At 73.2% G+C, this 23,972-nt stretch carries 20 protein-coding genes; 9 read left to right on the top strand and 11 right to left on the bottom strand.

Annotated features, from left to right (window positions below; all coding sequences use genetic code 11):
• Window positions 1-114: 114 nt before the first annotated feature.
• Together AB0472_RS27445 and AB0472_RS27440 are read right to left on the bottom strand one after the other, a co-directional pair.
• Window positions 115-1,098, bottom strand: coding sequence for a zinc-dependent alcohol dehydrogenase family protein (locus tag AB0472_RS27445; protein WP_366359996.1), 984 nt, complete (start codon window positions 1,096-1,098; stop codon window positions 115-117).
• A 40-nt stretch (window positions 1,099-1,138) separates the two neighbouring features.
• Window positions 1,139-1,711, bottom strand: coding sequence for a TetR/AcrR family transcriptional regulator (locus AB0472_RS27440; RefSeq protein WP_366359994.1), 573 nt, complete (start codon window positions 1,709-1,711; stop codon window positions 1,139-1,141).
• Between the two features lie 225 nt (window positions 1,712-1,936).
• Here AB0472_RS27440 and AB0472_RS27435 point away from each other — a divergent pair, with 225 nt between their 5' ends.
• Window positions 1,937-3,304: an MFS transporter gene (locus tag AB0472_RS27435; protein ID WP_366359992.1), complete on the top strand. Its 1,368-nt coding sequence runs from the start codon at window positions 1,937-1,939 to the stop codon at window positions 3,302-3,304.
• 31 nt (window positions 3,305-3,335) lie between these two features.
• Here the strand turns inward: AB0472_RS27435 and AB0472_RS27430 are convergent, their stop codons facing one another.
• From AB0472_RS27430 to lnt, 4 genes are all read right to left on the bottom strand, one after another.
• Window positions 3,336-5,303 (bottom strand): GAF domain-containing protein, encoded by a 1,968-nt coding sequence (locus AB0472_RS27430; protein ID WP_366359990.1) that lies wholly within the window; start codon window positions 5,301-5,303, stop codon window positions 3,336-3,338.
• A 76-nt stretch (window positions 5,304-5,379) separates the two neighbouring features.
• Window positions 5,380-6,192, bottom strand: coding sequence for a 3-hydroxybutyrate dehydrogenase (locus AB0472_RS27425; RefSeq protein WP_366359989.1), 813 nt, complete (start codon window positions 6,190-6,192; stop codon window positions 5,380-5,382).
• 54 nt (window positions 6,193-6,246) lie between these two features.
• A complete protein-coding gene (locus AB0472_RS27420) occupies window positions 6,247-6,726 on the bottom strand; it encodes an NUDIX domain-containing protein (RefSeq protein WP_366359987.1) in 480 nt (159 codons plus the stop codon).
• A 67-nt stretch (window positions 6,727-6,793) separates the two neighbouring features.
• A complete protein-coding gene (lnt, locus tag AB0472_RS27415; protein WP_366359985.1) occupies window positions 6,794-8,407 on the bottom strand; it encodes an apolipoprotein N-acyltransferase in 1,614 nt (537 codons plus the stop codon).
• 206 nt (window positions 8,408-8,613) lie between these two features.
• Between lnt and AB0472_RS27410 the strand changes: the two genes are divergently transcribed.
• Window positions 8,614-9,639: an O-antigen ligase family protein gene (locus AB0472_RS27410; RefSeq protein WP_366359983.1), complete on the top strand. Its 1,026-nt coding sequence runs from the start codon at window positions 8,614-8,616 to the stop codon at window positions 9,637-9,639.
• Window positions 9,640-9,783: 144 nt separating this feature from the next.
• Here AB0472_RS27410 and AB0472_RS27405 read toward each other — a convergent pair whose 3' ends face one another.
• Window positions 9,784-10,341 (bottom strand): hypothetical protein, encoded by a 558-nt coding sequence (locus AB0472_RS27405; protein ID WP_366359981.1) that lies wholly within the window; start codon window positions 10,339-10,341, stop codon window positions 9,784-9,786.
• A gap of 89 nt (window positions 10,342-10,430) precedes the next feature.
• Complete coding sequence (locus tag AB0472_RS27400; RefSeq protein ID WP_366359979.1) at window positions 10,431-11,222, bottom strand: aspartate/glutamate racemase family protein; 792 nt, start codon at window positions 11,220-11,222, stop codon at window positions 10,431-10,433.
• 39 nt (window positions 11,223-11,261) lie between these two features.
• Here AB0472_RS27400 and AB0472_RS27395 point away from each other — a divergent pair, with 39 nt between their 5' ends.
• Complete coding sequence (locus AB0472_RS27395) at window positions 11,262-12,455, top strand: glycosyltransferase (RefSeq protein ID WP_366359977.1); 1,194 nt, start codon at window positions 11,262-11,264, stop codon at window positions 12,453-12,455.
• A 13-nt stretch (window positions 12,456-12,468) separates the two neighbouring features.
• On the opposite strand, the gene AB0472_RS27390 is transcribed toward AB0472_RS27395, so the two are convergent.
• Window positions 12,469-13,791: a TerD family protein gene (locus AB0472_RS27390; protein WP_366360210.1), complete on the bottom strand. Its 1,323-nt coding sequence runs from the start codon at window positions 13,789-13,791 to the stop codon at window positions 12,469-12,471.
• Window positions 13,792-14,070: 279 nt separating this feature from the next.
• Here AB0472_RS27390 and AB0472_RS27385 point away from each other — a divergent pair, with 279 nt between their 5' ends.
• The 4 genes from AB0472_RS27385 (at window position 14,071) to AB0472_RS27370 (ending at window position 18,821) form a co-directional block, all read left to right on the top strand.
• Window positions 14,071-14,529, top strand: coding sequence for a DUF6643 family protein (locus AB0472_RS27385; RefSeq protein WP_366359975.1), 459 nt, complete (start codon window positions 14,071-14,073; stop codon window positions 14,527-14,529).
• Between the two features lie 42 nt (window positions 14,530-14,571).
• Window positions 14,572-15,396, top strand: coding sequence for an MOSC N-terminal beta barrel domain-containing protein (locus AB0472_RS27380; RefSeq protein ID WP_366359973.1), 825 nt, complete (start codon window positions 14,572-14,574; stop codon window positions 15,394-15,396).
• A gap of 205 nt (window positions 15,397-15,601) precedes the next feature.
• The gene (locus AB0472_RS27375) at window positions 15,602-16,207 is read left to right on the top strand and encodes a hypothetical protein (protein ID WP_366359971.1); all 606 of its coding nucleotides are present in this window, start codon (window positions 15,602-15,604) and stop codon (window positions 16,205-16,207) included.
• A gap of 175 nt (window positions 16,208-16,382) precedes the next feature.
• A complete protein-coding gene (locus AB0472_RS27370) occupies window positions 16,383-18,821 on the top strand; it encodes a right-handed parallel beta-helix repeat-containing protein (protein ID WP_366359969.1) in 2,439 nt (812 codons plus the stop codon).
• On the opposite strand, the gene AB0472_RS27365 is transcribed toward AB0472_RS27370, so the two are convergent.
• Window positions 18,822-21,071 (bottom strand): hypothetical protein, encoded by a 2,250-nt coding sequence (locus tag AB0472_RS27365; protein WP_366360208.1) that lies wholly within the window; start codon window positions 21,069-21,071, stop codon window positions 18,822-18,824.
• A 389-nt stretch (window positions 21,072-21,460) separates the two neighbouring features.
• On the opposite strand from AB0472_RS27365, the gene AB0472_RS27360 reads away from it, so the two are divergent.
• Window positions 21,461-22,279, top strand: a complete 819-nt coding sequence (locus AB0472_RS27360; protein ID WP_352362967.1) for a DeoR/GlpR family DNA-binding transcription regulator — start codon at window positions 21,461-21,463, stop codon at window positions 22,277-22,279.
• An 88-nt stretch (window positions 22,280-22,367) separates the two neighbouring features.
• Window positions 22,368-22,838, top strand: a complete 471-nt coding sequence (locus AB0472_RS27355; protein ID WP_366359967.1) for an SRPBCC family protein — start codon at window positions 22,368-22,370, stop codon at window positions 22,836-22,838.
• Between the two features lie 4 nt (window positions 22,839-22,842).
• Here AB0472_RS27355 and AB0472_RS27350 read toward each other — a convergent pair whose 3' ends face one another.
• A complete protein-coding gene (locus AB0472_RS27350; RefSeq protein WP_366359965.1) occupies window positions 22,843-23,967 on the bottom strand; it encodes a PLP-dependent cysteine synthase family protein in 1,125 nt (374 codons plus the stop codon).
• Window positions 23,968-23,972 lie beyond the last annotated feature (5 nt).

The raw sequence follows: 23,972 nt of genomic DNA, 5'->3' as shown, positions 1-23,972 counted from the left end.
AGCCCAGTCACCGACGGCCGGGCCACGGACAGCCCAGTCACCGACGGCCGGGCCACGGACAGCCCAGTCACCGACGGCCGGGCCACGGACAGCCCGGTCACCGACGGCCGGGTGTCAGTCGATATCGATCACGATCTTGCCGTGGGCCGTGCCGGTCTCCACGGCCGCGTGGGCATCGGCGACGGTGGCGAGTGTGAAGCGCCGGGGGTCGAGCAGGGGCCTGAGTGCGCCCGCGTCGGCAAGGGCGGCCGCCTCGCGCATGATCTCTCCGTGGTGCTCCCGCCCACGGCCGGTCAGCATGGGCAGCAGGGTGAAGACTCCGGAGTAGGTGGCTCCGCGGAAGGAGAGCGGGGCGATGCTGTGGGTGCCCCAGCCCAGGGCGCTCACGACATGGCCGGTGTAGGTGCGTGCCGCCGCGAAGGACGCGTCGAGCACGGGACCGCCGACGGTGTCGAAGATGACGTCGAAGCCCTCTCCCGCCGTGTATTTGGCGACGTACTCGGCAACGCCGGTGGTGGTGCGGTCGATCGGCGTCGCCCCGAGGCTCCTGACGACCTCAAGCCGCGCGGGCGACGCGGTGGCGAAGACCTCGGCGCCGCGGGCACGGGCGATCTGAACGGCCACGTGGCCGATTCCGCCGGCACCGCCGTGCACGAGGACCTTCTGCGCCCGGTGGACCCGCGCCCGGTCGACGAGGCCCTCCCAGGCCGTGATGACGACCAGGGGCAGGGCGGCGGCCTCGCGCATGGTGAGGGAGGCCGGCTTGCGGGCGAGCAGACGGGCGTCGACGGACGCGTACTCGGCGAGCGAGCCCTGCAGGTCACCGACGCCACCGGTCATGCCGTAGACCTCGTCGCCGGGTGCGAAGTCGGTGACGTCCGCGCCGACCTCCTCGACCACACCGGCGAGGTCCAGGCCGAGCACGGCGGGCAGCGTGCGTTCGGCGTGGGCGGCCCGGCCCGCCCGGATCTTGGTGTCCAGCGGGTTGACGCCACTGGCCTCGACCCTGACCAACACCTGGCCGGGTCCGGCGGTGGGCTTCTCGATCTCGGTCAGGATCAGCGGAGTGCCGAACTCCTGCAGGACCACTGCGCGCATGACTGCGTCTCTTTCCGGTGTCTGGTGCGTCTGCATGCGGTCACACATGACCGGCGACAAGCAGCCGCGCTGCGGATTTCGCCTCGTCCACGACCGTGCGGTCCTGGAGCAAGCGCCCGGAGGCCAGGGCGCCGTCGATCAGGAGTCCGATGTGCCGGGCCAGCGTCTCGGGGCCGGTGGCGCCGGCCTTCTCGCTCAGCTCGGTCAGCCATGCCTGACGGCGTCGTGTGTGCTGCACGGTGATGGCCCGGGCCTCCGAGTCCAGGTCCGCCTCGACCGCCGCGCTGACGAACGGGCATCCGAAGAAGCCGTGCCGGTCGAAGGCGTCCGTCAATGCGTCGAACACCCCGACGAGCTGCTCGCGAGGGTCGTCCCCCGTGCGTGCGGCGGCACCCTGCAGCTGGGCGAGCCAGGAGTCGTCCGTCCTGCGCAGGTAGGCCGCGACCAGCTCGTCCTTGGTGCGAAAGTGCACGTACAGCGTCGATTTCGCGACGCCCGACGCCGCGATGACCTGCTCCATGCCGACTCCGCGCAGCCCGTTCGCGTAGAACAGCTCGGCCGCCGCGGCCAGGATCCTCTCCTCGGACTTCGTCTTTCTGACCTGCGTCACCATGACCCCACCTCCTTAATCGAACAGACTAGTACGTTCGATTAAGCGGTGCAACAGCACCGGCAGCCCGACCGTCCCGTCCGCTCCCGGCCACTCCCGGCCTCATGGTCGATGCGCGCACTCCTGCACCCAGAAATGTGGTGTCCCACCACATACGCCCTTGGCCTGCGCGTTCCTACCGTGTGGCGACACACAACTGTCCCCGCCGAACGCCAGGAAGTGGTGCCCATGCCGTCTCCGACAAGTTCCCCGCCCGCTCCGCCCAACCTTCCTCGCATCGTCGCCGCCGGCCTCATCGGCACCACCATCGAGTGGTACGACTTCTTCCTCTACGGCTCCGCGGCCGCCCTCGTCTTCAACAAGCTCTTCTTCCCTGGCTCCGACCCGCTCGTCGGCACGCTCCTGTCGTTCCTTACGTATGCGGTCGGGTTCGCCGCCCGGCCGCTCGGTGCCCTGGTCTTCGGGCACTACGGCGACCGGCTCGGGCGCAAGCGGCTGCTCGTGCTGAGTCTGCTGCTGATGGGTGGGGCGACGTTCGCGATGGGCCTGCTGCCCACGCATGCGACGGTGGGCGCCGCGGCGCCCGTCCTGCTGACCTTCCTGCGGCTCGTCCAGGGGTTCGCGCTCGGCGGTGAGTGGGGCGGCGCCGTCCTGCTCGTCTCCGAGCACGGGGACGCGCGCCGGCGGGGTTTCTGGGCATCGTGGCCGCAGACCGGTGCCCCGGCCGGCCAGTTGCTGGCGACCGGCGTGCTGTCGCTGCTCACCACCGTCCTGTCGGACGGCGCCTTCGCGAGCTGGGGCTGGCGGATCCCGTTCCTGCTCTCCGGAGTGCTGGTCGTCGTCGGCCTGTGGATTCGGCTCTCCGTCGACGAATCGCCCGTGTTCCGGGAGGCGTTGGCCCGGTCCGAGGCCCGGCGAAGCGCCGGGATGCCCGAACAGCCGCCGCTCGTCTCCGTGTTGCGGCATCACTGGCGTGACGTGCTCGTCGCGATGGGCGCGCGCATGGCGGAGAACATCAGCTACTACGTCATCACGGCCTTCGTCCTCGTCTACGCCACCACCTCCGCCGGTGTCTCCGAGCAGACCGCCCTGAACGCCGTACTCATCGGCTCCGCCGTGCACTTCGCCGTCATCCCGGCGTGGGGCGCGCTGTCGGACCGGGTCGGACGTCGGCCCGTCTATCTGGTGGGCGCGGCCGGGATCGGGCTGTGGATGTTCCCGTTCTTCGCCCTCGCCGACACCGGGCGGTTCGGGTACCTGGTGCTGGCGGTGACCGTCGGCCTGGTGCTGCACGGCGCCATGTACGCCCCGCAGGCCGCGTTCTTCGCCGAGATGTTCGCGACCCGGATGCGCTACTCGGGCGCCTCCGTCGGCGCCCAGTTCGCGTCCGTCGCCGCGGGCGCGCCCGCCCCGCTCGTCGCCACCGCCCTGCTGGCCGACTACGGCAGCTCCACCCCGATCGCGCTGTACGTGATCGCGGCGTCCGTGCTCACTCTGATCGCGGTGGGCGTGGCCAAGGAGACCAGGCGGCGCGACCTGGCCGACGACGGCGCCGCGACCGTCTCGGCGCGCGGCGAGGACGTACCCGCCCACTGAGTCCGCGCCGCCGGTCCCCCGCCTCGGGGGATCAGCGGCGCTCCGGCGGTGCCCCCAGCCGGTTCAGCCGCAGCGCGAGCTGGATCTCCAGGGCGCGGGCCGGGCTCTGCCAGTCGTCGCCGAGGAGGCGGGCCACCCGCTCCAGCCGCTGGGCCACCGTGTTCACGTGGACGTGGAGCACGTCCTTGGTGCGGGCCGGGCTCATCCCGCAGGCGAAGTACGCGTCGAGGGTGCGCAGCAGTTCCGTACCGCGCCGTCTGTCGTAGGCGACGACCGGCCCGATGGTGCGGGTGACGAACCCGGCGACGTCCCGTTCGCCGGCGAGGAGCAGGCCGAGGAACCCGAAGTCCTCCGCGGCGGCGCCGTCGCCCTCCCGGCCGAGGAGGTTCAGCGCGTCCAGGCAGCGGCGGCCCTCGGCGTAGGCGGCGGCCACGGTGTCGGGGCGGGTGGCGAGGCCGGTGACGGGGGCGGAGGCACCGACGCTCACCGGCCGGCGGACGGCGGTGCCGAGGTACCGGGCGGTGCGCCGGGCCACGTCGGCGGCGCTGTCGCCGGGGCCGAGGGGCAGCAGCAGGACGGTGCCGCCGTCGCGGGCGGCGGCCAGGCCCTGCCGGGTGCCGGCGAGGTGGGAGGCGGCCGACCACAGCCGGCGGCGCGCCGCCGCAGCCTCCTCGGCGTCCGCCACCGCTCCTTCCGGGCGGGCGGCGAGCACGACGTGGGTGGCGTCGAGGTCGGCATGCAACCGGGCGGCGCGGTCCCGCAGTTGGCGCGGTTCGCGGTCCCGGGCGTCGAGAAGGTCGTCCAGCAGCTCGCCGCGTACCCGCTGTTCGGCCTCGGCGGCGGAGCGGCGGGCCAGCAGGAGCAGCGAGGTGACCATCGCGGCGCGCTCCAGGGTGCGCTGGTCGACGGGGTCGAGGCCGGGACGGCCGCGCAGCACGAGCGCGCCGAGGAGTTCGCCGCCCGCGGCGACCGCGGCGATCCAGTCGCCGCCGTGCCGTACCGCGTGCCCCTCCGTGCGCGACGTCTCCAGGGACCGCGGGTCGGCGGTGCCGGCGAACTCGACGGTGCCGCCGAGGACCTGGGAGACGACGGCGGCCACGTCCTGGACCTGGCCGCCGCGCAGCACGAGTTCGGCGAGCCGGTCGTGGATGTCCGAGGCGCGTTCGACGGCGGCGCTGTGGTCCTTGATGATCTCGTTGGCCCGCTCCAGTCCGGCCATGGCCGAACGGGTCTCGGTGAGCAGGTTCGCCGTGTCGATGGCGGCCGCGGCGAGCGCGGCGAAGGAGCCGAGCAGCGCGATCTGCTCCCGCTCGAAGACGCGTGCCCGCCGGTCCGCCGCGAACAGCACCCCGATGACCTGCGGCCCGAGCATGAGCGGTACGCCGAGGATGGCGACCAGCCCCTCGTCGCGCACTCCGGCGTCGATGGTGAGCGTGTGCCGGAAGCGGTCGTCCTTGAAGTAGTCGTCGGTGACGTACGGGCGCGCGGTCTGTGCGACGAGTCCGCCGAGCCCCTCCCCCATGCCGAGTCGCAATTGCTGGAAGCGGGCGGCGACCGAGCCCTCGGTCACCCGCATGTAGGTGTCGCCGCGCGCCGGGTCGTTGAGGCTCAGGTAGGCGACGTCGGTGCCGAGCAGGGAGCGGGCGCGCTGGACGATGGCCTGGAGCACGGCGTCCACGTCGCGCAGTCCTGCCAGGTCGTGCGCGGTCTCGAAGAGGGCGGACAGCTCGGCCTCGCGTCGGCGTCTCCCCTCCAGCTCGGTGCGCACCCGCAGCGCGAGCAGCTTGGCCCGCTCCAGGGCGGCGATCCGCTCCGGCGACCGGTTCTCGGCGCGGGCGATCAGCACCGGCTGCTCGTACGCCTCCGCCGAGGCGCCCCTGGCCAGGAGGTCGAGGTACGCGGGTTCGGCATCCCAGGGCGCTTCGCCGCCCGGGTCGAGGACACCGGCCGCCGGGGCGGGGGCCGGCCGCCGGGCGGACTGCACGTGATCGCGAGACATGGTCACAGGATTCCGTATCGTCGCTGTGGCCCGTCGGGCCTGTGGAAAACTCGCCCGGCCGACGCGTTCCGCCCCCTCAGTGCGCCGTCCAGCCACCGTCGAGCACCAGCGAGGTGCCCGTGACGAAGGATGCCTGGGGGCCGCAGAGATAGGCGACGGCCTCGGCGACCTCCTCCGGTTCCGCGAGCCGCTTGACGGCGCTGTCGGTCAGGAGGACCTCCGCCAGCACCCGCTCCTCGGGGATGCCGTGCGCCCGTGCCTGGTCGGCGAGCTGCTTCTCGACCAGTGGGGTGCGCACATAGCCCGGGTTCACACAGTTGGAGGTCACCCCATGGGCGCCGCCCTCCAGAGCGGCTGTCTTCGACAGTCCCTCCAGACCGTGTTTGGCGGCCACATAGGCCGCCTTGTAGGGGGAGGCGCGCAGCCCGTGGACGGAGGACACGTTCACGATCCGCCCCCAGCCCTGCCCGTACATGTGCGGCAGCGCGCCCCTGATGAGCCGGAACGGCGCCTCCAGCATCACGGTCAGCACGGTGTGGAAGACGTCAGGCGGGAACTCCTCGATGGGGCGGACCAGCTGGATGCCCGCGTTGTTGACGAGGATGTCGGTGCCGGCCGCTGCGCGTTCGGCCGCGTCGAGGTCGGTGAGGTCGAGGACGTACGGTTCGACGGCCCCGCCGCCCGCCGGGTCCAGCGCCCGTCCGGCCGAGTCCACCAGCTCGGCCAGTCCCGGCTCGTCCCGGTCGACGGCTCTGACCCGGGCGCCGGCGGCGGCGAGACGCAGGGTGCAGGCGCGGCCGATGCCGCCGGCGGCACCCGTGACGAGGGCGGTGCGGCCGCGCAGGTCCGGGGCGGGGCCGGGGACGGAGCGGGTACTGGGCGAGCTCATGGATCGAGCCTAGGTTCCGGCCCCTCACTCCCACATGTCGTCAGCGCACATATTTCAGCTGAAAGCCGTAGCGTCGAACCATGTGGGTGCATCCGACATGGCCTGCTTGATCCGGAACACCCCGAACTCGTTCAGCTCCGGCAGGGCGTCCACGTCGAACCAGGCCACCTCCAGCGACTCGTCGTCGTTCACGCGGGCCTCGCCGCCGACGGCCCGGCAGCGGAAGGTGATGTCCATGTACTGGCAGACGTCGCCGTTCGGGTAGGTGACGGGGTTCAGCGCCTGGACGAGGACCACCCGCTCGGCGACGCAGCGCACCGCCGTCTCCTCGAAGACCTCCCGCACGGCGCAGGCCGCCGGCTGCTCCCCCGGCTCCGGAATGCCGCCGATAACCGACCACCTGCGGGTGTCGGTGCGGCGGCCGAGCAGCACTCTGCCCGCGTCGTCGAAGACGATGGCGGTGATCCCGGGCAGCCACAGGAGCTGGTGCCCGGCGGCGGCCCGGATCGTGCGGATGAAGTCAGGAGTAGCCATGGACCGACCCTAACGGCCGGGTTCCGCGCCCCCGGCCGAAGCCACGGGGCGTACAGCGGGCGTACGGCTACGCGTCACCGGCGCGCCGGCCGCGCATCCCGGCCCCGATCGCCCAGCCGACCCCGCCCGCCGCGACCAGCACCAACGCGATCTCGGGGAGGATGCCCAGCCTGGTCGCGGGCGTCTCCGAGGTACGCAGCGGCACCTTCTGCACCAGGTAGGCCGGCACGAACATGCCGGTCCTCTGGGTGATCCTCCCGTCCGGCATGATGACCGCGCTGACGCCGCTGGTCACCGGCACGGTGACGGTCCGGCTGTGCTCGACCGCGCGGATCCGGGACATGGCGAGCTGCTGGTAGGTCATCTCGCTGCGGTCGAAGGTGGCGTTGTTGCTCGGCACGGAGATCATCTCGGCGCCGTGCGTGACGGTGTCCCGCACGTCCCAGTCGAAGGCGGCCTCGTAGCAGGTGGCGAGGCCGACCTTGGTGCCGTCGATGTCGAACACACCGGGCTTGGTGCCCCGGCTGAAGTCCTGGCGGACCATGCTGGTCCAGTCCTTGTTGATCGCGCCGACCAGTCCGCGCAGCGGGAGGTACTCGCCGAAGGGCTGGATCTGCCGCTTGTCGTAGGTCGAGGTCGGGCCCTTGACCGGGTCCCACAGGATCTGCTCGTTGAGCAGCTTGCCGTCCCGCTCGACGACCCCGCCGACCGAGATGGGCACGCCCATCGACTTGGCGGCGCCGTCGATCACGGCGGCCGCGTCGGCGTCGGCGAACGGATCGACGTCGGAGGAGTTCTCCGGCCACAGCACGAAGTCCGGCTTGGCGACCTTGCCCGCCTTGACGTCGGCGGCCAGCTTGAGCGTCTCCTTCACGTGGTAGTCGAGCACGGCCTGCCGCTGCGACGCGAAGTCCAGTCCGGCCCGCGGGACGTTGCCCTGGATGACGGCGACGGTGACCGAACCGTCCTCGGCCCTGTCGCTCACCAGTCCCTGCGCGGCGACCGCGCCCACCACGGGCACGGCGACGCTCAGCAGGGCCACCGCGGCCGCCCCGCGCCGGACCTCACGGGTGCGCCGGAACTCGACGGCCAGCCGTCCCGCCTCGTACAGACCGAACCCGCACAGGACGACGGCGAAACCGAGCACCGGGGTGCCGCCCACCGCGGCCAGCGGCAGGAAGACGCCGTCCGCCTGGCCGAAGGCGATCTTGCCCCAGGGGAAGCCGCGGAAGGGGACACGCGCGCGTGCCGCCTCGGCCGCGATCCACAGGGCGGCCGCCCACACCGGCCAGGCCGGCAGCCTGGAGACCGCGGCCACCCCCACACCCACCAGCGCGATGAAGATCGCCTCGATGGCCACCAGCGCGAGCCACGGCCCGGGGCCGACCTCGACACCGGTCCACACCAGCAGGGGCAGCAGGAAGCCGAGCCCGAAGACGTAACCGAGGCCGAGGGCCGCCTTCCAGGAACGGCCGCGCAGCACCCACCCGAATCCAGCGAAGGCGGGCAGCGCCAGCCACCACAGGGTGCGCGGCGGGAAGCTGACGTAGAGCAGCACTCCGCTGAGCGCGGAGGCGGCGGCCGGGACCAGGCGACGGAGCAGCCGGAGCGCGCGGGCGCGGGGCGCGGGGCGCGGCGTGAGCTGGTCCGACTGGTCCACGGAAGTTGCGGTGACGGTCACCCCGGGAGTGTACGGCGGTTGACCTTGCGGCCGACAGCACGGTCCCGGCGGGCAGGAATCGCTCCGTTCCCGCGCAAGTCGTCCACAAAGCGGGCATCACCGGTTACGGTGTGCCGAGGCGGGCGGCGGGGCCTGCCGCAGGTCGGGGGACCGGGGTACGGGGGGCGACGGTGGGGTCGACCGGGACGACGACGTCCGCTGCCGACATGGATGCGGACAGCGACAGACGAAACGTTTCTGATGTGGTGGGCGTCGTGGTGCTCGGGGCGTGCGCCGCGTGGCCGCTGATCTCGGCGGCCGGCCGGGACGGACGGCCCGAGGGGGTGCTGCTGGCGGTGCTCGCGGTGGCCGCCGGTTACGCCGCGGGCCGGATGTCCGGGGCGCTGCTGCCGGTGGCCGCGCCGGGTGCGGGCGCGCTGGCCGGGCTGGCGTTCGCGCTCGCGATGCCGCGGCTGGCGCAGGGCCCCCAGCCCACGACCCCGCTCGGCCAGGCGGGCGCCGTCGCGGCGCTGCTGGTACTGGCGACGGGCGCCGCGTGCTGCGCCGCGTGGGCGACGGCGGTCCCGGTGCTGCGGTTCGGGCTGCGGGCACTGGCCGCCGGGATCACGGTGACCGGCGCGTTCGTGGGCTCGGCGGCCGGCTGCGCGGCCAGTGCCGCCGTCCTGCTGTGCTCCTTCGCCACGGGCCGGATGCGCCGGCGGGGTCCGGCCGTCGCCGGGCTGGCGCTGGCGGCGGCGCTGGTGACGGGCACGGTCTGGGCGGTCGCCGCGGATGTCCTGCCGGCGGGCCTCGCCTCCGCCCTGGCGGGCCCGCTCACGGAGCATCGCGTGCACCTCTGGCGGGACGCCCTGGGTCTGGCGCACCGGAACTCCGCCGTGGGCGTCGGTCCCGGGCGTTTCGGCGAACTGAGCGGCACCGCGTCCGAGGCCCTGATGCCGGACGGCAAGCCGCACTCCGCGACGCTGCAGCTGGCTGCCGAGCAGGGCCTGGTCGGCGTCCTGCTGCCGGCCACCGCGTTCTGCTGGCTCCTGTACGTCCTGTGGCGGTCCCCGCGCTCGACGCCGGTCGCCCTCACGGCGGGCGGGGCACTCACCGCCCTGGCCGCGATCGCCGCCGTCGGCGACGCGCTGAGCTTCACCACGGTGTCGGTGGGCGCGGGCCTGCTGGCGGGTCTGGCGACGGCACGCCCCTGGGTGGCGGGGGCACCTGTGGCGGGGGCACCTGGCGCCTGAGGCGTACGACTGTGCGGGCCGGCGGTGGGTCACCTGGCCCTACAGGTGCCGCCGTAGGGGGGCGACCGAGCCACATGTGATCACGCCACACGTGGTCCGGCCATAGGTGACGAAAAAGAGCAGCCCTCTGTACGGCCTGCGGCCTCAGTGCGCGGTGCCCGGGGTGATCGTCCGCAGGCGCTCCCTGATGACACGCACCGCGGACTCCGCGTTGTCCACGGTGATCGTGAAGGTGTGGCCGTCCCACAGGCGCAGGACGATGCCCTCGCCGCGGCGGACGACCACGGCCGTGCCCTTCTCGGGCCGCCAGCGGTAGCCCCAGCCGCCCCAGTGGCGCGGGGTGATCTGCGGGGAGAAGTCGGCGCCGGCCACATGGGAGAGCGGAATGCGACGGCGCGGTACTCCTATATGACCGCAGCGGACTTCGAGACACTCCCTGTCGAGTCTCAGGTCGACGTGCACGAAGGCAAGGGTCCCGAAGAGGACCAGCAGCCCGGCGGCGATACAGCCGACGACGGCCATCACCAGCGCGGTGACACCCGAGGTCCAGGCGGAGTCCACGGCCAGTTCGATACCGAGCGCCAGGCAGGCCGCCCCGACCAGCGCCAGCAGCCACTGGACCCGGTTCGTGGCGCGCCCCGTCCAGACATCCGGGTGCGAGGCGTCCTCGTCCGGCGAGTGGTCGCGGAGGTGGTCCCTCATGCCTACGAGATTACCCAGGTTTCGCTGCGCGGGTACCGCGTTGCGGAGGGTGACTGCTCACATCGTGGGTATCGCCGACTCCGGAGGGTTCACCGGGACACGACAGGGCTGGCCGTGCGGAGCAGCCTGGCCTCGGCGTAGTCGAGTGCGGCCTCGGGCAGTTCGCCCTCCCGGCCGTTCAGCAGCACGGTCACCGTGCCGGTGACCGGCGCGTCGGGGGCCGGCTCCGCACCGATCCGGCGCAGCGCCTGGGCGGCCACGGCACCCGCGGAGCCGTGCAGCACGAGGGGGGCGGCGCCGGGGCGCTGGACAGCGGCGCGGATACGTTCCGCCAGGAGCTCGTAATGGGTGCAGCCCAGGACGACGGTCGTCACGTGGCCGGGAGTGAGCGCCGCCGCCGCGGCCACGGCGGCGTCGATGGCGGCCCGGTCGGCGTGCTCGACGGCCTCCGCCAGTCCCCAGCAGGGCACCTCGGTGACCGGTACGCCGTCCGCGAAGTTCTCGATGAGTCCCCGCTGGTACGCACTGCCCGTGGTGGCGGGGGTCGCCCAGATGGCGACGTGGCCGCCGGCGGCGGCGGCCGGCTTGATCGCCGGGACCGTGCCGATCACCGGAATGCCGGGTTCGAGACGCGCGCGCAGCGCGGGCAGGGAGTGCACGGTCGCCGTGTTGCAGCCGATGATCAGCGCGTCGGGCCGGCGGGCGGCGGCGGCCTCGGCGACGGCCAGGGCGCGCTCGGTGACACCCTCGGGGGTACGGGGGCCCCAGGGCATGCCCGCGGGGTCGAAGGAGAGGACGAGATCGGCATCGGGGCGCAGCCGCCGTACCGCTGCGGTGGCCGCCAGCAGGCCGATTCCGGAGTCGATGAGCGCGATCTTCACCCGGCCACGATAGACGATGGGCCGTTGGGGGCAGGCCGGATGGGGCAGACTGCGCGCGTGAGCGTCTTCACGTGGACCGCCGCCGTGTCCCTGGCCGCCTGGCTGTGGCTGCTGCTCTGCCAGGGCTTCTTCTGGCGCACCGACGTCCGGCTGCCGCCCCGGGGGGAGCCGGCCCGGTGGCCGCACGTGTGCGTGGTCGTCCCCGCCCGGGACGAGGCCGCCGTACTGCCGCTGAGTCTGCCGTCGTTGCTGGCGCAGGACTATCCGGGGCGGGCGGAGGTGTTCCTGGTCGACGACGGCAGTACGGACGGCACCGGGGAACTGGCCCGGGAGCTGGCCGCGCGCCATGGCGGGCTGCCGCTGACGGTGACCTCGCCCGGTGAGCCGCCGGCGGGCTGGACGGGCAAGCTGTGGGCGGTGCGGCACGGCATCACGCTGGCACGCGCGCGTGGCCCCGAGTACCTGCTGCTGACGGACGCCGACATCGCGCACGAGCAGGACAGCCTGCGGCTGCTGGTGGCGGCCGCCCGCACCGGCGGCTTCGACGTCGTCTCGCAGATGGCCCGGCTGCGGGTGGCGAGCCTGTGGGAACGGCTCGTGGTCCCCGCCTTCGTCTACTTCTTCGCGCAGCTCTACCCCTTCCGCCGGATCGGCAGGAAGGGGTCGCGCACGGCGGCAGCCGCGGGTGGCTGCGTCCTGCTGCGCGCCGACACGGCGGAACGGGCACGCATCCCGGACGCCATCCGGCACGCCGTGATCGACGACGTGGCGCTCGCCCGCGCGGTGAAGGGCGCCGGAGGGCACGTCTGGCTGGGGCTCGCCGACCGGGTGGACAGCGTGCGCCCCTATCCGGGCCTGCACGACCTGTGGCGGATGGTCTCCCGCAGCGCGTACGCACAGCTGCGCCACAACCCGCTGCTGCTCCTCGGTACGGTCGCCGGTCTCGCACTGGTCTACCTGGTGCCGCCGGCCGCGGTCCTGGCCGGGGCGGTCGCCGGCAGCACGCCGACGCTGCTCGCCGGTGCCGCGGCCTGGCTGGTGATGACCGCGACGTACCTGCCGATGCTCCGCTACTACCGGCAGCCGCTGTGGCTCGCCCCGCTGCTGCCGTTCACCGCGTTCCTCTATCTCCTGATGACGGTCGACTCGGCGGTGCAGCACTACCGGGGGCGTGGGGCGGCCTGGAAGGGGCGCACGTACGCGCGCCCCGGCGCCGTCACCGACGAGGGCTGACCGTCCGCGCCCGTCACTTGCGGCCGGGCGTCCAGTTCATGCCCCAGCCGTAGGCGCGGTCGACGGTCCGCTGCGGGCTCACCCCGCGCTCGGGGACCAGGTAGCGGGCCTCGCGCTGTACGACGAGGTCACCGCCGGTGTTGGTGAGCAGGGCGAGCGCGCACACGGTCGAGGGAACCGTGCACTCGTCCAGGGAGAAGTCGACCGGGGCGCCGTGCTGGGGCTGGAGGGTGACCGTGGCGTGCAGGTCGGCGAAGGACGTGGCGCCCTGGTAGATGGTCACGAAGACCAGGATGCGGCGGAAGTCCTGGCGGTGATCGAGGTTGACGGTGAGGTTCTCGCCGCTGGACACGGCGCCGGTGCGGTCGTCCCCGTCGAGATGGATGTACGGGGGCCGGTGCACCGAGCCGAACGCGTTGCCCAGCGCCTGGACGACGCCCTTGCGGCCGTCGGCGAGCTCGTACAGGGCACACAGGTCGAGGTCGAGGTCGCCCGCCCCGCCGCGCCGGCCGCCCCAGCCCGGGAGCTGTTTGCGGACCTGCCAGTTGAGGTTGACCCGGAGCGCGCCCGAGGTACCGCCCTGTTTGGCGAGCGACACGGAGGGGGCCGCCTTGGTGAGCGTCACCTTGGACAGCCGAACCGGCGCGGCCGGCGGGGCGACCGGCGCTGGAGCAGGGGCCGGGGCCGGTGCTGGAGCAGGGACCGGAGCCGGGGCGGGGGCCGGAGCAGGGGCCGGCGGAGCGAGCGGATACGAGGACGGCGAGGGCCCCTGCGGCACGGAGGGCTGCGCCGAGTGCTGCGGCTCGTCCACCGTGATCCCGAAGTCGGTGGCGAGCCCCTCCAGCCCGCTGCTGTATCCCTGTCCCACCGCGCGGAACTTCCAGCCGCCCTGCCGGCGATACAACTCACCGAGCACGAAAGCGGTTTCCACGGTGGCGCCCGTGCTGTCGAACCGGGCGAGAACACTTCCGTCGGCCGCGTTCCCGACCTCGACGTAGAGGCCGGGGACCTGCCCGAACGAGCCGCCGTCGGCCGAGGCCGCGAGGACGATCCGCTCGATCGGGGTCTCCACGCGCGCGAGGTCGACGAAAAGGGTGTCGGTGACCAGGTCGCCGGAGCGCCGCTTGCCCTCGTGCCGGACCGCACCCGAGGCGTGCACGGGCTGGTTGTAGAAGACGAAGTCACCGTCGGAGCGCACTTTCCCGGCGACCAGCAGCAGCGCCGACGCGTCCGCGTCGGGGGCGCCCGGGCCGGAGCGCCAGCCCAATTCGACACGCAGTGCCGTGGTCGGTACCGGCGTATTCGATCCTTTCGACATTGACATGTCCGCCCCCATCATGTGTCGGCACGCCGGGCACGCCCCGGCCGCCCCAGATCATCCCTACCCTCACAACCTATTCCCGGGGCCAGGGATCTCCCATGAGCGGCACAGGAAGATCCCTGGCCAACTGCCGGTAACCGGCTCGGAACTCGGCCTTTACACGATCCAAACGCTGATTGCCGTCCTTTTTTGCCGAGTTCGCTCGGATTGGGGATCCAGCGTCACTGCCGACACGGAAAACAACCCTCTTATCGGTCTCCCCAACCAGCACATCGTGGGCTTAACTTATGTGCCATGACCTCCCCCCGCTCCACCTATGGCGGCGGCTACTACTCCGCCTCCTTCCCGGACACTCCGATCTACGACTCGCTCGTGGCCGAACGGGGCACCCCTCAGATCGCCCCGATCCGGGTTCCTCCCGCCTACGACGCGCCCAGCAGCTTCAGCAACCTGCCCGCGCTGCCGTCGGCACTGCCCGCCCTCCCGGCCGGTCCCTCCCAGCCGGCCCCGGGCTACGGCTACCCGCAGCAGATGCAGCAGCCCGCTCCGCTGCAGCAGGCGCCGACGGCATACATCCCGCAGCAGGCGACGGGACCGCGCGGCTACCCCGCGCAGCAGCCGCAGCCGCCCCGTCCGATGATGGGCGGCACGGGTTACGAGGCGATGCGCCCGGCGGCTCCGCGCCCCGCGCAGCCGGCTCCGTACCAGGACCCGTACAACAACCAGCAACAGCAGCAGTACCGCGGGTACTGACCGGCGTCCCCGGATGTCCGTGCCGCCTGGCACGATGGCGTCATGGGGATGGCCGAACTGCAGTCGATCCACGTTCACCCGGTCAAGTCGCTCCGGGGCTTCTCGCCCCGGGAGGCCGTCGTGGAGCCCTGGGGGCTGGCCGGTGACCGACGCTGGGTTCTCATCGACGACGGGGGAAAGGTCGTCACCCAGCGGGTACAGCCGCGCCTCGCGCGTGCCGCTGCCGAGCCGCTGCCCGGCGGCGGCGTACGCCTGTCCGCGCCCGGGCGCGCACCCCTGACGGTGCCGGTCCCCGAGCCGGGGAGCACGGTACCGGTGGACATCTTCGGTACGAAGGTCGAGGCGGTCCTCGCCACGCAGGCAGCCCATGCCTGGTGCGGCGCCTATCTGGAGGCCGACGTCCGCCTCGCCCACATGGACGACCCCGCGACCCGCCGCCCGATCGACCCGGACCACGCGCTGCCGGGCGAGACCGTGAGCTTCGCCGACGGCTATCCCCTGCTGGTCACCACGCAGGCCTCGCTGGACGCCCTCAATTCCCTGGTCTCGGGGGGCGAGCACGCCGACGAGGGCCCGCTGCCCATGAACCGGTTCCGGCCGAACGTGGTCGTGCGGGGCACCCCGCCCTGGGCGGAGGACGGCTGGGGGCGGATCGTCATCGGCGAGGTCGAGTTCAGGGTCGCGAAGATGTGCGGCCGGTGCGTCGTGACCACCACCGACCAGTTCACCGCCGAGCGTGGCCGGGAGCCGCTGTGGACGCTCGCGCGGCACCGCAGGTTCGGCGGCCGGCTGGTCTTCGGCCAGAACCTGGTACCGCACTCCCCCGGCACGATCCGGGTGGGGGACCCGGTCCGGGTCCTCGGCTGAGGTTCCGGGAGCCGGGCGGCCGTGACCGCGCTCCGGGCGATCTGCGTCGCGCTCCGGGAACCCGAGCCAGCGGCCCGGTCGTTGGGGGTCGTGAGAAGTTCATGAGAGCCCCGGCCGGGGGTGATTTCGCTCTCTCTTCGGCCGGCGGCTCAGGTGAACGGACCGGGCGGGGGTTATCACGGAGCGGGAAGGGGGGTGGTGGTCGGTGCGAGCGATCCGCGGCCTGTGGCGCTGGCGGCGCAATCCGCTGCGCCGCGCGACCGACCTGGCCGAGGCATGGGTGGCCCTGGCGGCACTGGTGCTGATCGTGGTGGCCGCGCCGGTGCTCGGCTCGGTCGTCGGAGCCGCCGCCGAGGACAGCCTCCAGCGGTCGGTCCGGCAGGAGCAGCACGACCGGCATCTCGTCCTGGCCACGGTGGTGCGCAAGCTGGGCGACGCCCCGGTGGAGCCCGACCCCGACGCCACCAGCGCGCACGACCCCCGCAGCCGCGTCCTCGCCGACTGGATCGCACCCGACGGCACCCGGCGGCACGGCCCGGTCCTGACGACCCTCAAATCCCCGCACAAGGGCGACCACTTCGACGTCTGGACCGACCAGCAGGGTGTCGTCACCGCCCGTCCGCTGGACGCCGTGACGGCGACGACGCACGCCGTGCTGGCCGGGTTCGGCGCGGCCCTGCTGACCGCGGGGCTGGTCGACGGCGTCAGACGGATGATCGTCTGGCGTATGGTCCGTCGCAGGTACGCGCGGTGGGACCAGGCCTGGGACCGGGCGGGCCCGGACTGGGGCAAGGCCGGGACGGGCAGCTGACGGCCTTTCCGTCTCTGGTCAACCCACCACCCCGGCGCACGCTACGGTGGACCGGCCGAAGGGCATTCGGCATCGACCCGCGCGCGAGCGGACCGCAGGGGCCGGGCACCGTCCGTGGTGCCGCCCGCACGGCGAGCGAGCGATCTGTACGACGAGGTGGGGGCACGGCAACGCCATGGCACAGGGCACGGTCCAGGTGACGCACACCGGCACATCGAGGTGGCGGCGCCGCACGGGTGAGTACGCGTCGCTCGCCGCCGCCCTGGAGGCCGCCGCCGACGGCGACGTCCTCACGGTCGCGCCCGGCACCTACCGGGAGAACCTCGTCGTCCAGCGGTCGGTGACACTGCGCGGGCCCGAGGGCTCGCCCGGCTCGGTGCGCATCGCCCCCGTGGACGGGGTCCCGCTCACCGTGCGCGCCTCGGCGGTCGTACAGGACCTGCACGTCGAGGGACAGGACGCCGCCGCGCCCGCGTTGCTGGTGGAGGACGGCACCCCCGAGCTGCTGGACGTGCGGATCGTCACCCGGTCCGCCGCCGGGATCGAGGTGCGCGGCGGAGCCCGGCCGACGGTACGGCGGTGCACCGTGGACAACCCGGCGGGCATCGGCATCGCCGTACTCGACGGCGGCGGCGGGGTGTTCGAGGAGTGCGAGGTGGTGGCGGCCGGCCAGGCGGGCGTGGCGGTGCGCGGCGGCGGCCGTCCGCGGTTCGACCGCTGCCGGGTGCACCACGCCTCGGGCACCGGCATGACGGCGACCGGGGAGAACTCCGCGCTGGAAGCGGTGGGTTGCGAGATCTACGAGGTGCGCGGCTCCGGCGTGCAGGTCACCGCCCGGGCCACGGCCCACCTCACCGACTGCGACGTGCACCGCACCACCGCCGACGGGGTCACCCTCGACACCGACGCGGTGCTCACCCTCGCCGACTGCCGCATCCACGACATCCCGGAGAACGCGGTCGACCTGCGCTCGCGGTCGGTGCTGACGCTGACCCGGACGACCGTGCGTCAGTTCGGGCGCAACGGGCTGTCGGTGTGGGACCCGGGCACCCGCGTGGACGCCAACCAGTGCGAGATCTTCGACAGCACGGGCGACTATCCGGCGGTGTGGGTCAGCGACGGCGCCACCGTGGTCCTCGACTCCTGCCGGGTGCACGACGTGCCGGACGCCCTGTTCGTGCTGGACCGCGGCTCCCGCGCGGACGTCGTCGACAGCGACCTCTCCCAGGTGCGCAACACGGCGGTGTCGGTGAGCGACGGCGCCACCGCGCAGCTCGACGACTGCCGGATCCGGGACGCGGCCACCGGTGCCTGGTTCCGGGACCACGGCAGCGGCGGCACCCTCAACAACTGCACGGTGGACGGCACCCAGACCGGAGTGATCGTCACCAAGGGCGCCGACCCGGTCATCGAGCGCTGCACGGTCGACTCCCCGGCGGAGGCGGGCTTCTACGTGTCGGCCGGCGGCCGGGGCACCTTCCAGAACTGCCGGGTCACCGGCAGCGGCGGCTACGGCTTCCACGTGATCGACGGCTGCCGTACGACGCTGCGCAAATGCCGCACGGAGCGGTGCGCGCGCGGTGGCTACGAGTTCGCGGACGGCGGTCCGGACACGGGGTCGGGCACCGGCCCCGTGGTGGAGGACTGCACCAGCGACGAGAGCGGCAGCCTGCGCCCGCCCACGGCGCTCGAAACGGTCGTACAGACCTCGCAGCAGTCCTCCGGCCTGCTGGGCGCGATCCCCGGCCAGCGCAGCACCGAGCAGGAACCGCTCCTCACCCCCGCCGCGCCCGAGGAGCCGGTGCGCAGCTCCAAGGCCGTGCTCGGTGAGCTCGACGCGCTGGTGGGCCTGGACAGCGTCAAGCGCGAGGTCCGTGCGCTGACCGACATGATCGAGGTCGGCCGGCGCCGCCAGCAGGCCGGGCTGAAGGCCGCCTCGGTCAAGCGGCACCTGGTGTTCACGGGCTCCCCCGGCACCGGCAAGACGACGGTCGCCCGGCTCTACGGCGAGATCCTCGCCTCCCTCGGGGTGCTGGAGAAGGGCCATCTGGTCGAGGTGTCCCGCGTCGACCTGGTCGGCGAGCACATCGGATCCACGGCGATCCGCACCCAGGAGGCGTTCCAGCGGGCGCACGGCGGGGTGCTGTTCATCGACGAGGCGTACGCGCTGTCGCCGCAGGACGCGGGGCGGGACTTCGGCAAGGAGGCCATCGACACCCTGGTGAAGCTGATGGAGGACCACCGGGACGCCGTGGTGGTGATCGTCGCGGGCTACACCGAGGAGATGGAGCGCTTCCTTTCGGTCAACCCCGGTGTGGCGTCGCGTTTCTCCCGGACCATCACGTTCAGCGACTACGGCCCGGACGAACTGCTGCGGATCGTGGAGCAGCAGGCCGACGAGCACGAGTACCGGCTGGCTCCGGGTGCCCCGGACGCGCTGCTGAAGTACTTCACGGTGCTCCCGAAGGGCCCCGCGTTCGGCAACGGCCGTACCGCCCGGCAGACCTTCGAGGCGATGGTGGAGCGGCACGCGAGCCGGGTCGCCCAGCTCGCCGACCCGACCACCGACGACCTCACCCTGCTGTACCCGGAGGACCTTCCCGAACTCGGTTGATCAGCGGCCCGGTTGCGGCCGCTGGCCGGGCAGCTCCGGGCGCAGCCGGGCCAGCAGCCGCCTGCGTTCCTCGGCGAAGGCCGGGTCCGCCTGGTAGTCGGAGTGGCCCAGGATCGGCGCCGGAAGCGGGTGGCCCGGGGTGCGGCCGTACGAGAGGGGGTCTCTCAGGGGCGCGTGGTCGACCTCGGGGCCGTCGCCGTCGGGGATCCGGACGGGGCCGCCGATGGGGTCGGTGAGGCGGTAGAGGTTGCGCCAGCAGGCGACCTCGCGGTGCAGGGAGCCGAGTTCGGCGGGGCCGAAGTGGGCCGGGAACCAGCGGCCGTACAGCCGTTCCAGCGGCGAGCCGTACGTCAGCAGGGCGACCCGGCTGCGGACCGACGGGGTCAGCTGCCAGGCGGCCGCGGCGGCGAGGACGCTGCCCTGGGAGTGGCCGGAGATGACCAGCCGGCCGCCGGTGCGGCGGGTCCAGGTGGCCATCCGCCAGGTCAGGTCGGGGACGGCGCGCTCGGCGTAGCAGGGCGGCGCGAAGGGGTGGGCGGCGCGCGGCCAGAAGGTGCCGACATCCCAGAGGATGCCGATGGTGCGCCGCGCGGAGGCGTCCTTGTAGGCGCGCCGGCCCCAGGTGACGAAGAGTATGAAGCCGAGCCCGACCAGCCAGGAGCCGAGCGCCTGCGAGGTCTGGGCCGCGCCGTGCACCAGGGCGTACGTCCCGTCGGCCGCCGCGTCCGGGGTCTCTCCGGTGGCCAGCGCGCCCGCCAGCGCCCCGGCGCCCAGCACCAGCGTGGCGGCACACAGCACGGTGACGAGGAACGGCGTCCGGTCGGTCAGCCCGGCCATGGCCCGGACCCGGGCGACACGTCGGCTGCGGGCCGCGGCCTCAGGCTCCCCGGGGTGGCCGAGGCCGACAGCCGCGCGTTCGGTGCGGCCGTGCCGCGAGGTGGTCCAGGACAGCCGGGCGACCGCGGCGAGCAGCACCACGAGCACCGGCGGGATCACCGACGCCTGCCAGGTCAGCAGGACCGGAGGCCCCACGATGGAGGTGCCGGTGCCGTCCAGCCAGTCGAAGACCCGTTGGGCGACCCCGCCCGAGATCACCCCGCCGAGCGCGCAGGCGAGCAGGGCGACCGCGGGCCCGCCGAGGCCGCGCATCGCGGCGCGCGCATCGGGCAGCCGGCGGTGCAGGTCGTGGGCGACGGCCGCGAGGACGATCACCAGCGCGCCCTGGATCAGGGCCAGTCCGCCGAAGGTGGCGTCCCCGGCGAGCCGCCCCGCGGAGTGCCACCCCGGCCGGGACCAGCCGGCGTACGCCAGCACGAGCAGCAGCAGGGCGAGCGCGCCGAGCGGCAGGCGCCGTACCAGGTGCCGGTCGAGTTCCTGGTCGAGGATGTTCTCGCTGCGGCCCCGGCGGCAGACCGCCCACACCACGGCGAGGGCACCGGCGACCAGGGCACCGGTCAGCAGCCACCCGGTGGTGTCCAGTACGGCGGTCCCGCCCGGCCCGCGGTCGAAGGCGGCCGCAGGTGCGAGGACCGCGGCGGTGACGGTGAGCAGGCCGGCCGCGGTGTGGGCGGCACGCAGCCGGGCGACCAGCCGGCGCCCGTACCAGAAGCCGGGACTGGCGAGGGAGGTGTGGCCGGGCTCGGGGTCGTTGGCCAGGGGCCGGGTGGACTCGTAGGCGCTCCAGGTGCGGTGCGAGAGGTACCAGAGCAGGCCGGTGAGCGCGGCCGGGACCAGGGCGGCCAGGGCTAGCCGGCGTCCGGGGGCGCTCCACCAGCCGCCGGTGGAGCCGGCCGGCGAGAGGAAACCGAGCCAGGTGTGCCGGCGGGCGCAGGCCGTGACGCCCGCGCACTGCCAGGCGGCGAGGTCCAGGGCGACCTCGCAGGCCGCGGCGACCAGCAGCACGGTCAGGGTGAGCCCGGCGAGCCGGACCACCAGGCCGTAGAAGCGCACGGTGCGCGGCCGGTCCTCGGCGGCGGGGCGCATCCAGTGGGCGAGGTTGACCACCATGAACGGCAGAAGCAGCAGCCACAGTGCGCGGGAGGCGTTGCCCGAGGTGAGGTTGCACCAGACGTAGGCCTCGGGAACCGTGCGGTCGCGGTAGTCGCCGGGCCGGGACTCGGCGTCGACGTCCTCGGCGCGCCGGAAGACGGCGGCGGTGTCGTCTCCGGTGATCCGCACCGTGCGCGGATCGTCGAGCATCTTCTGGGGCGTGCTGCCGCCGACCCCGTGGACCAGGAGCTCCAGGTCGATCTCCGGTGCGGCGGGATGGCCGGCCGGTGCGGGCTCCCCGGTCTTGGGCCGCTCGGCGGGGTCGCCGCCGGTGGCGCTGTCCTGCGCGCGTTCCACTCTTCTCGCACTTCCCCCGTGCCGCGCCGATGGTCTGTGTCCGTGCGGGTCTCAGGATCGCCGATTCCGGTGTGACGCACACCACTCGTCACGGAATCTCCCCGTTGCGTGTGACGCCCAGTGCAACACGTGGTGACCAAATGACATGTGTGCGGCGACACAGGGAGTGGCGCAACCCGTGCGGTCCCGTGAAAGGATGGGGCGCCCGTGCACCGGAGCCGGACGGAATGTCCAGGTCGGAGCTGGTGCGCGGGGCGTGTCGGACGGCTTGAGGCGAGAGGACCGGAGCGTACGTGAGTGAGAACCAGAACCTCCTCGCGGAGCAGCGCCGCGCCCTGATCCTGGACGAGGTCCGGCGCCGGGGCGGCGTACGCGTCAACGAACTGACCCGCAAGCTCGGTGTGTCGGACATGACGGTACGCCGGGACCTGGACGCGCTGGCCCGGCAGGGTGTGCTGGAGAAGGTGCACGGCGGTGCGGTGCCGGTGGTCGAGGCGAGCACGCACGAGCCGGGATTCGAGGCCAAGTCGGGGCTGGAGCTGACCGCCAAGGAGGACATCGCCCGGGCCGCCGCCGAACTGGTCGTGCCGGGTACGGCGATCGCCCTGTCGGGCGGTACGACGACGTACGCGCTGGCGCATCACCTCCTGGAGGTCCCCGACCTGACCGTGGTGACGAACTCGGTGCGGGTCGCGGACGTCTTCCACGCGGCCCAGCGCGTCGCCGGCCAGCGCCAGGGCGCCGCGACGGTGGTCCTGACCGGCGGGGTGCGCACCCCGTCCGACTCCCTCGTGGGCCCGGTGGCCGACCAGGCGATCGCGGCGCTCCACTTCGATCTGCTCTTCCTCGGCGTGCACGGCATATCGACGGAGGCCGGCCTCTCCACGCCGAACCTCGCGGAGGCCGAGACCAACCGGCGCCTGGTGCAGTCGGCCCGGCGGGTCGTGGTGGTCGCCGACCACACCAAGTGGGGCACGGTGGGCCTGAGTTCGTTCGCCAAGCTGGAGCAGGTCGACACGCTGGTCACGGACGCGGGGCTGCCCTCCGACGCACGTGCGGAGATCTCGGAGCACCTGCGCCGGCTGGTGGTGGCGGGCGAGCCGGAGGCCTGATCACGTCGGCGGTGCAGACATCTGACGAGCCGCCAGTTATCGTGCCGGAGAGGGTCAACTGCCTTTCCGGCCAAGGGGGTTCTCGTCCATGGCACGCCGTCTGCGCCCCGTCGGGCTCGACTTCGTCGAGACCGCACCCGTACGTCTGGTCTTCGCGCAGGAGATGTCCGCACCGCCCGAGCGGGTCTTCCACGCGCTCAACGACGACGTACCGGGCTGGGCGGAGTGGTTCGACGCGGTGACCCACGCCGAGTCGGTCGACGACGGCGCCGGGCGCGACATCCGGCTCAAGGGCGGCGGGCGGTTCCGGGAGACGATCATCGCGGCCAAGGAGCCCGAGGTGTACGCCTACCGGGTGGACCTGACCAACGCGCCCGGCGCGCGCGCCATCGCGGAGGAGTGGCGGCTCGTCCCCTCCGGCGGCGGCACCCGCGTGCAGTGGACCTTCGCCGTGGACGGCACGGCAGCGTTCCGTCTCGTGGTCAGGGCGGCACGCACCGGGCTCGGCCGGGCCTTCCGGGGCGCGGTCGTCGAGCTGGACCAGCGCCTGTCGCGGTAGTGCCTCAGCCGGGCCAGACCCCGGTCTCCAGCAGCGACCCGATCGCCGCCGCGTACGGCGCGATGTCCAGGCCCTGTTCGGCGAGCCAGGTGTCCGAGTAGTACTTGTCGAGGTACCGGTCCCCCGGGTCGCACAGCAGGGTCACCACGCTGCCCTGCCGCCCCTCGGCCACCATCTCGGCGACGATCTTCAGTGCGCTCCACAGCCCGGTCCCGGTCGACCCGCCGGCCTTCCGCCCGATCGCGCTCTCCAGCGCCCGCACCGCGGCCACGCTCGCCGCGTCCGGCACCTTCATCATGCGGTCGACGGCCCCCATCACGAAGCTCGGCTCCATCCGCGGCCGCCCGATGCCCTCGATGCGGGACCCGCAGTCGCAGGTGACGTCCGGATCGCCGGTGGTCCAGCCCTCGAAGAAGCAGGAGTTGTCGGGGTCGGCGACACAGATCCGGGTGTCGCGCTGGGTGTAGTGGACATAGCGCGCGAGCGTCGCCGACGTGCCGCCGGTCCCCGCCGTGGCGACGATCCAGGCCGGCTCCGGGAACCGCTCCAACTCCAGCTGGCGGAAGATGGATTCGGCGATGTTGTTGTTGCCGCGCCAGTCCGTGGCCCGTTCGGCGTAGGTGAACTGGTCCATGTAGTGGCCGCCGGACTCCGCCGCGAGACGCGCGGACTCCTCGTACACCTTCCGGGGGTCGTCCACGAAGTGGCACTGTCCGCCGTGGAATTCGATGAGGCGGCACTTCTCGGCGCTGGTGGTGCGCGGCACGACGGCGATGAAGGGCACGCCGATGAGCTTGGCGAAGTACGCCTCGGAGACGGCCGTCGAACCGCTGGACGCCTCGATCACCGGGCGCTCCGGCCGGATCCAGCCATTGCACAGGCCGTACAGGAAGAGCGAGCGGGCCAGCCGGTGCTTGAGGCTTCCCGTCGGGTGCGTCGACTCGTCCTTGAGGTAGAGGTCGATGCCCCAGGCCTCGGGCAGCGGGAAGCGCAGCAGGTGCGTGTCCGCCGAGCGGTTCGCGTCCGCCTGGACCTTGCGGACGGCCTCTTTGAGCCAGTCGCGGTAGACGGCGTCGCTGCGGTCGACGTCGAGGGTGGCGCCGGTCCGGATCTGCGGGGTGGTGCTCACGGCAG

Origin of the sequence: Streptomyces sp. NPDC086777, from assembly GCF_040702065.1 — a bacterium.
Classification (GTDB): Bacteria; Actinomycetota; Actinomycetes; order Streptomycetales; family Streptomycetaceae; genus Streptomyces.
The sequence above is the reverse complement of the archived record's forward strand: the minus strand, read 5'-3'. Positions and strand labels throughout refer to the sequence as shown.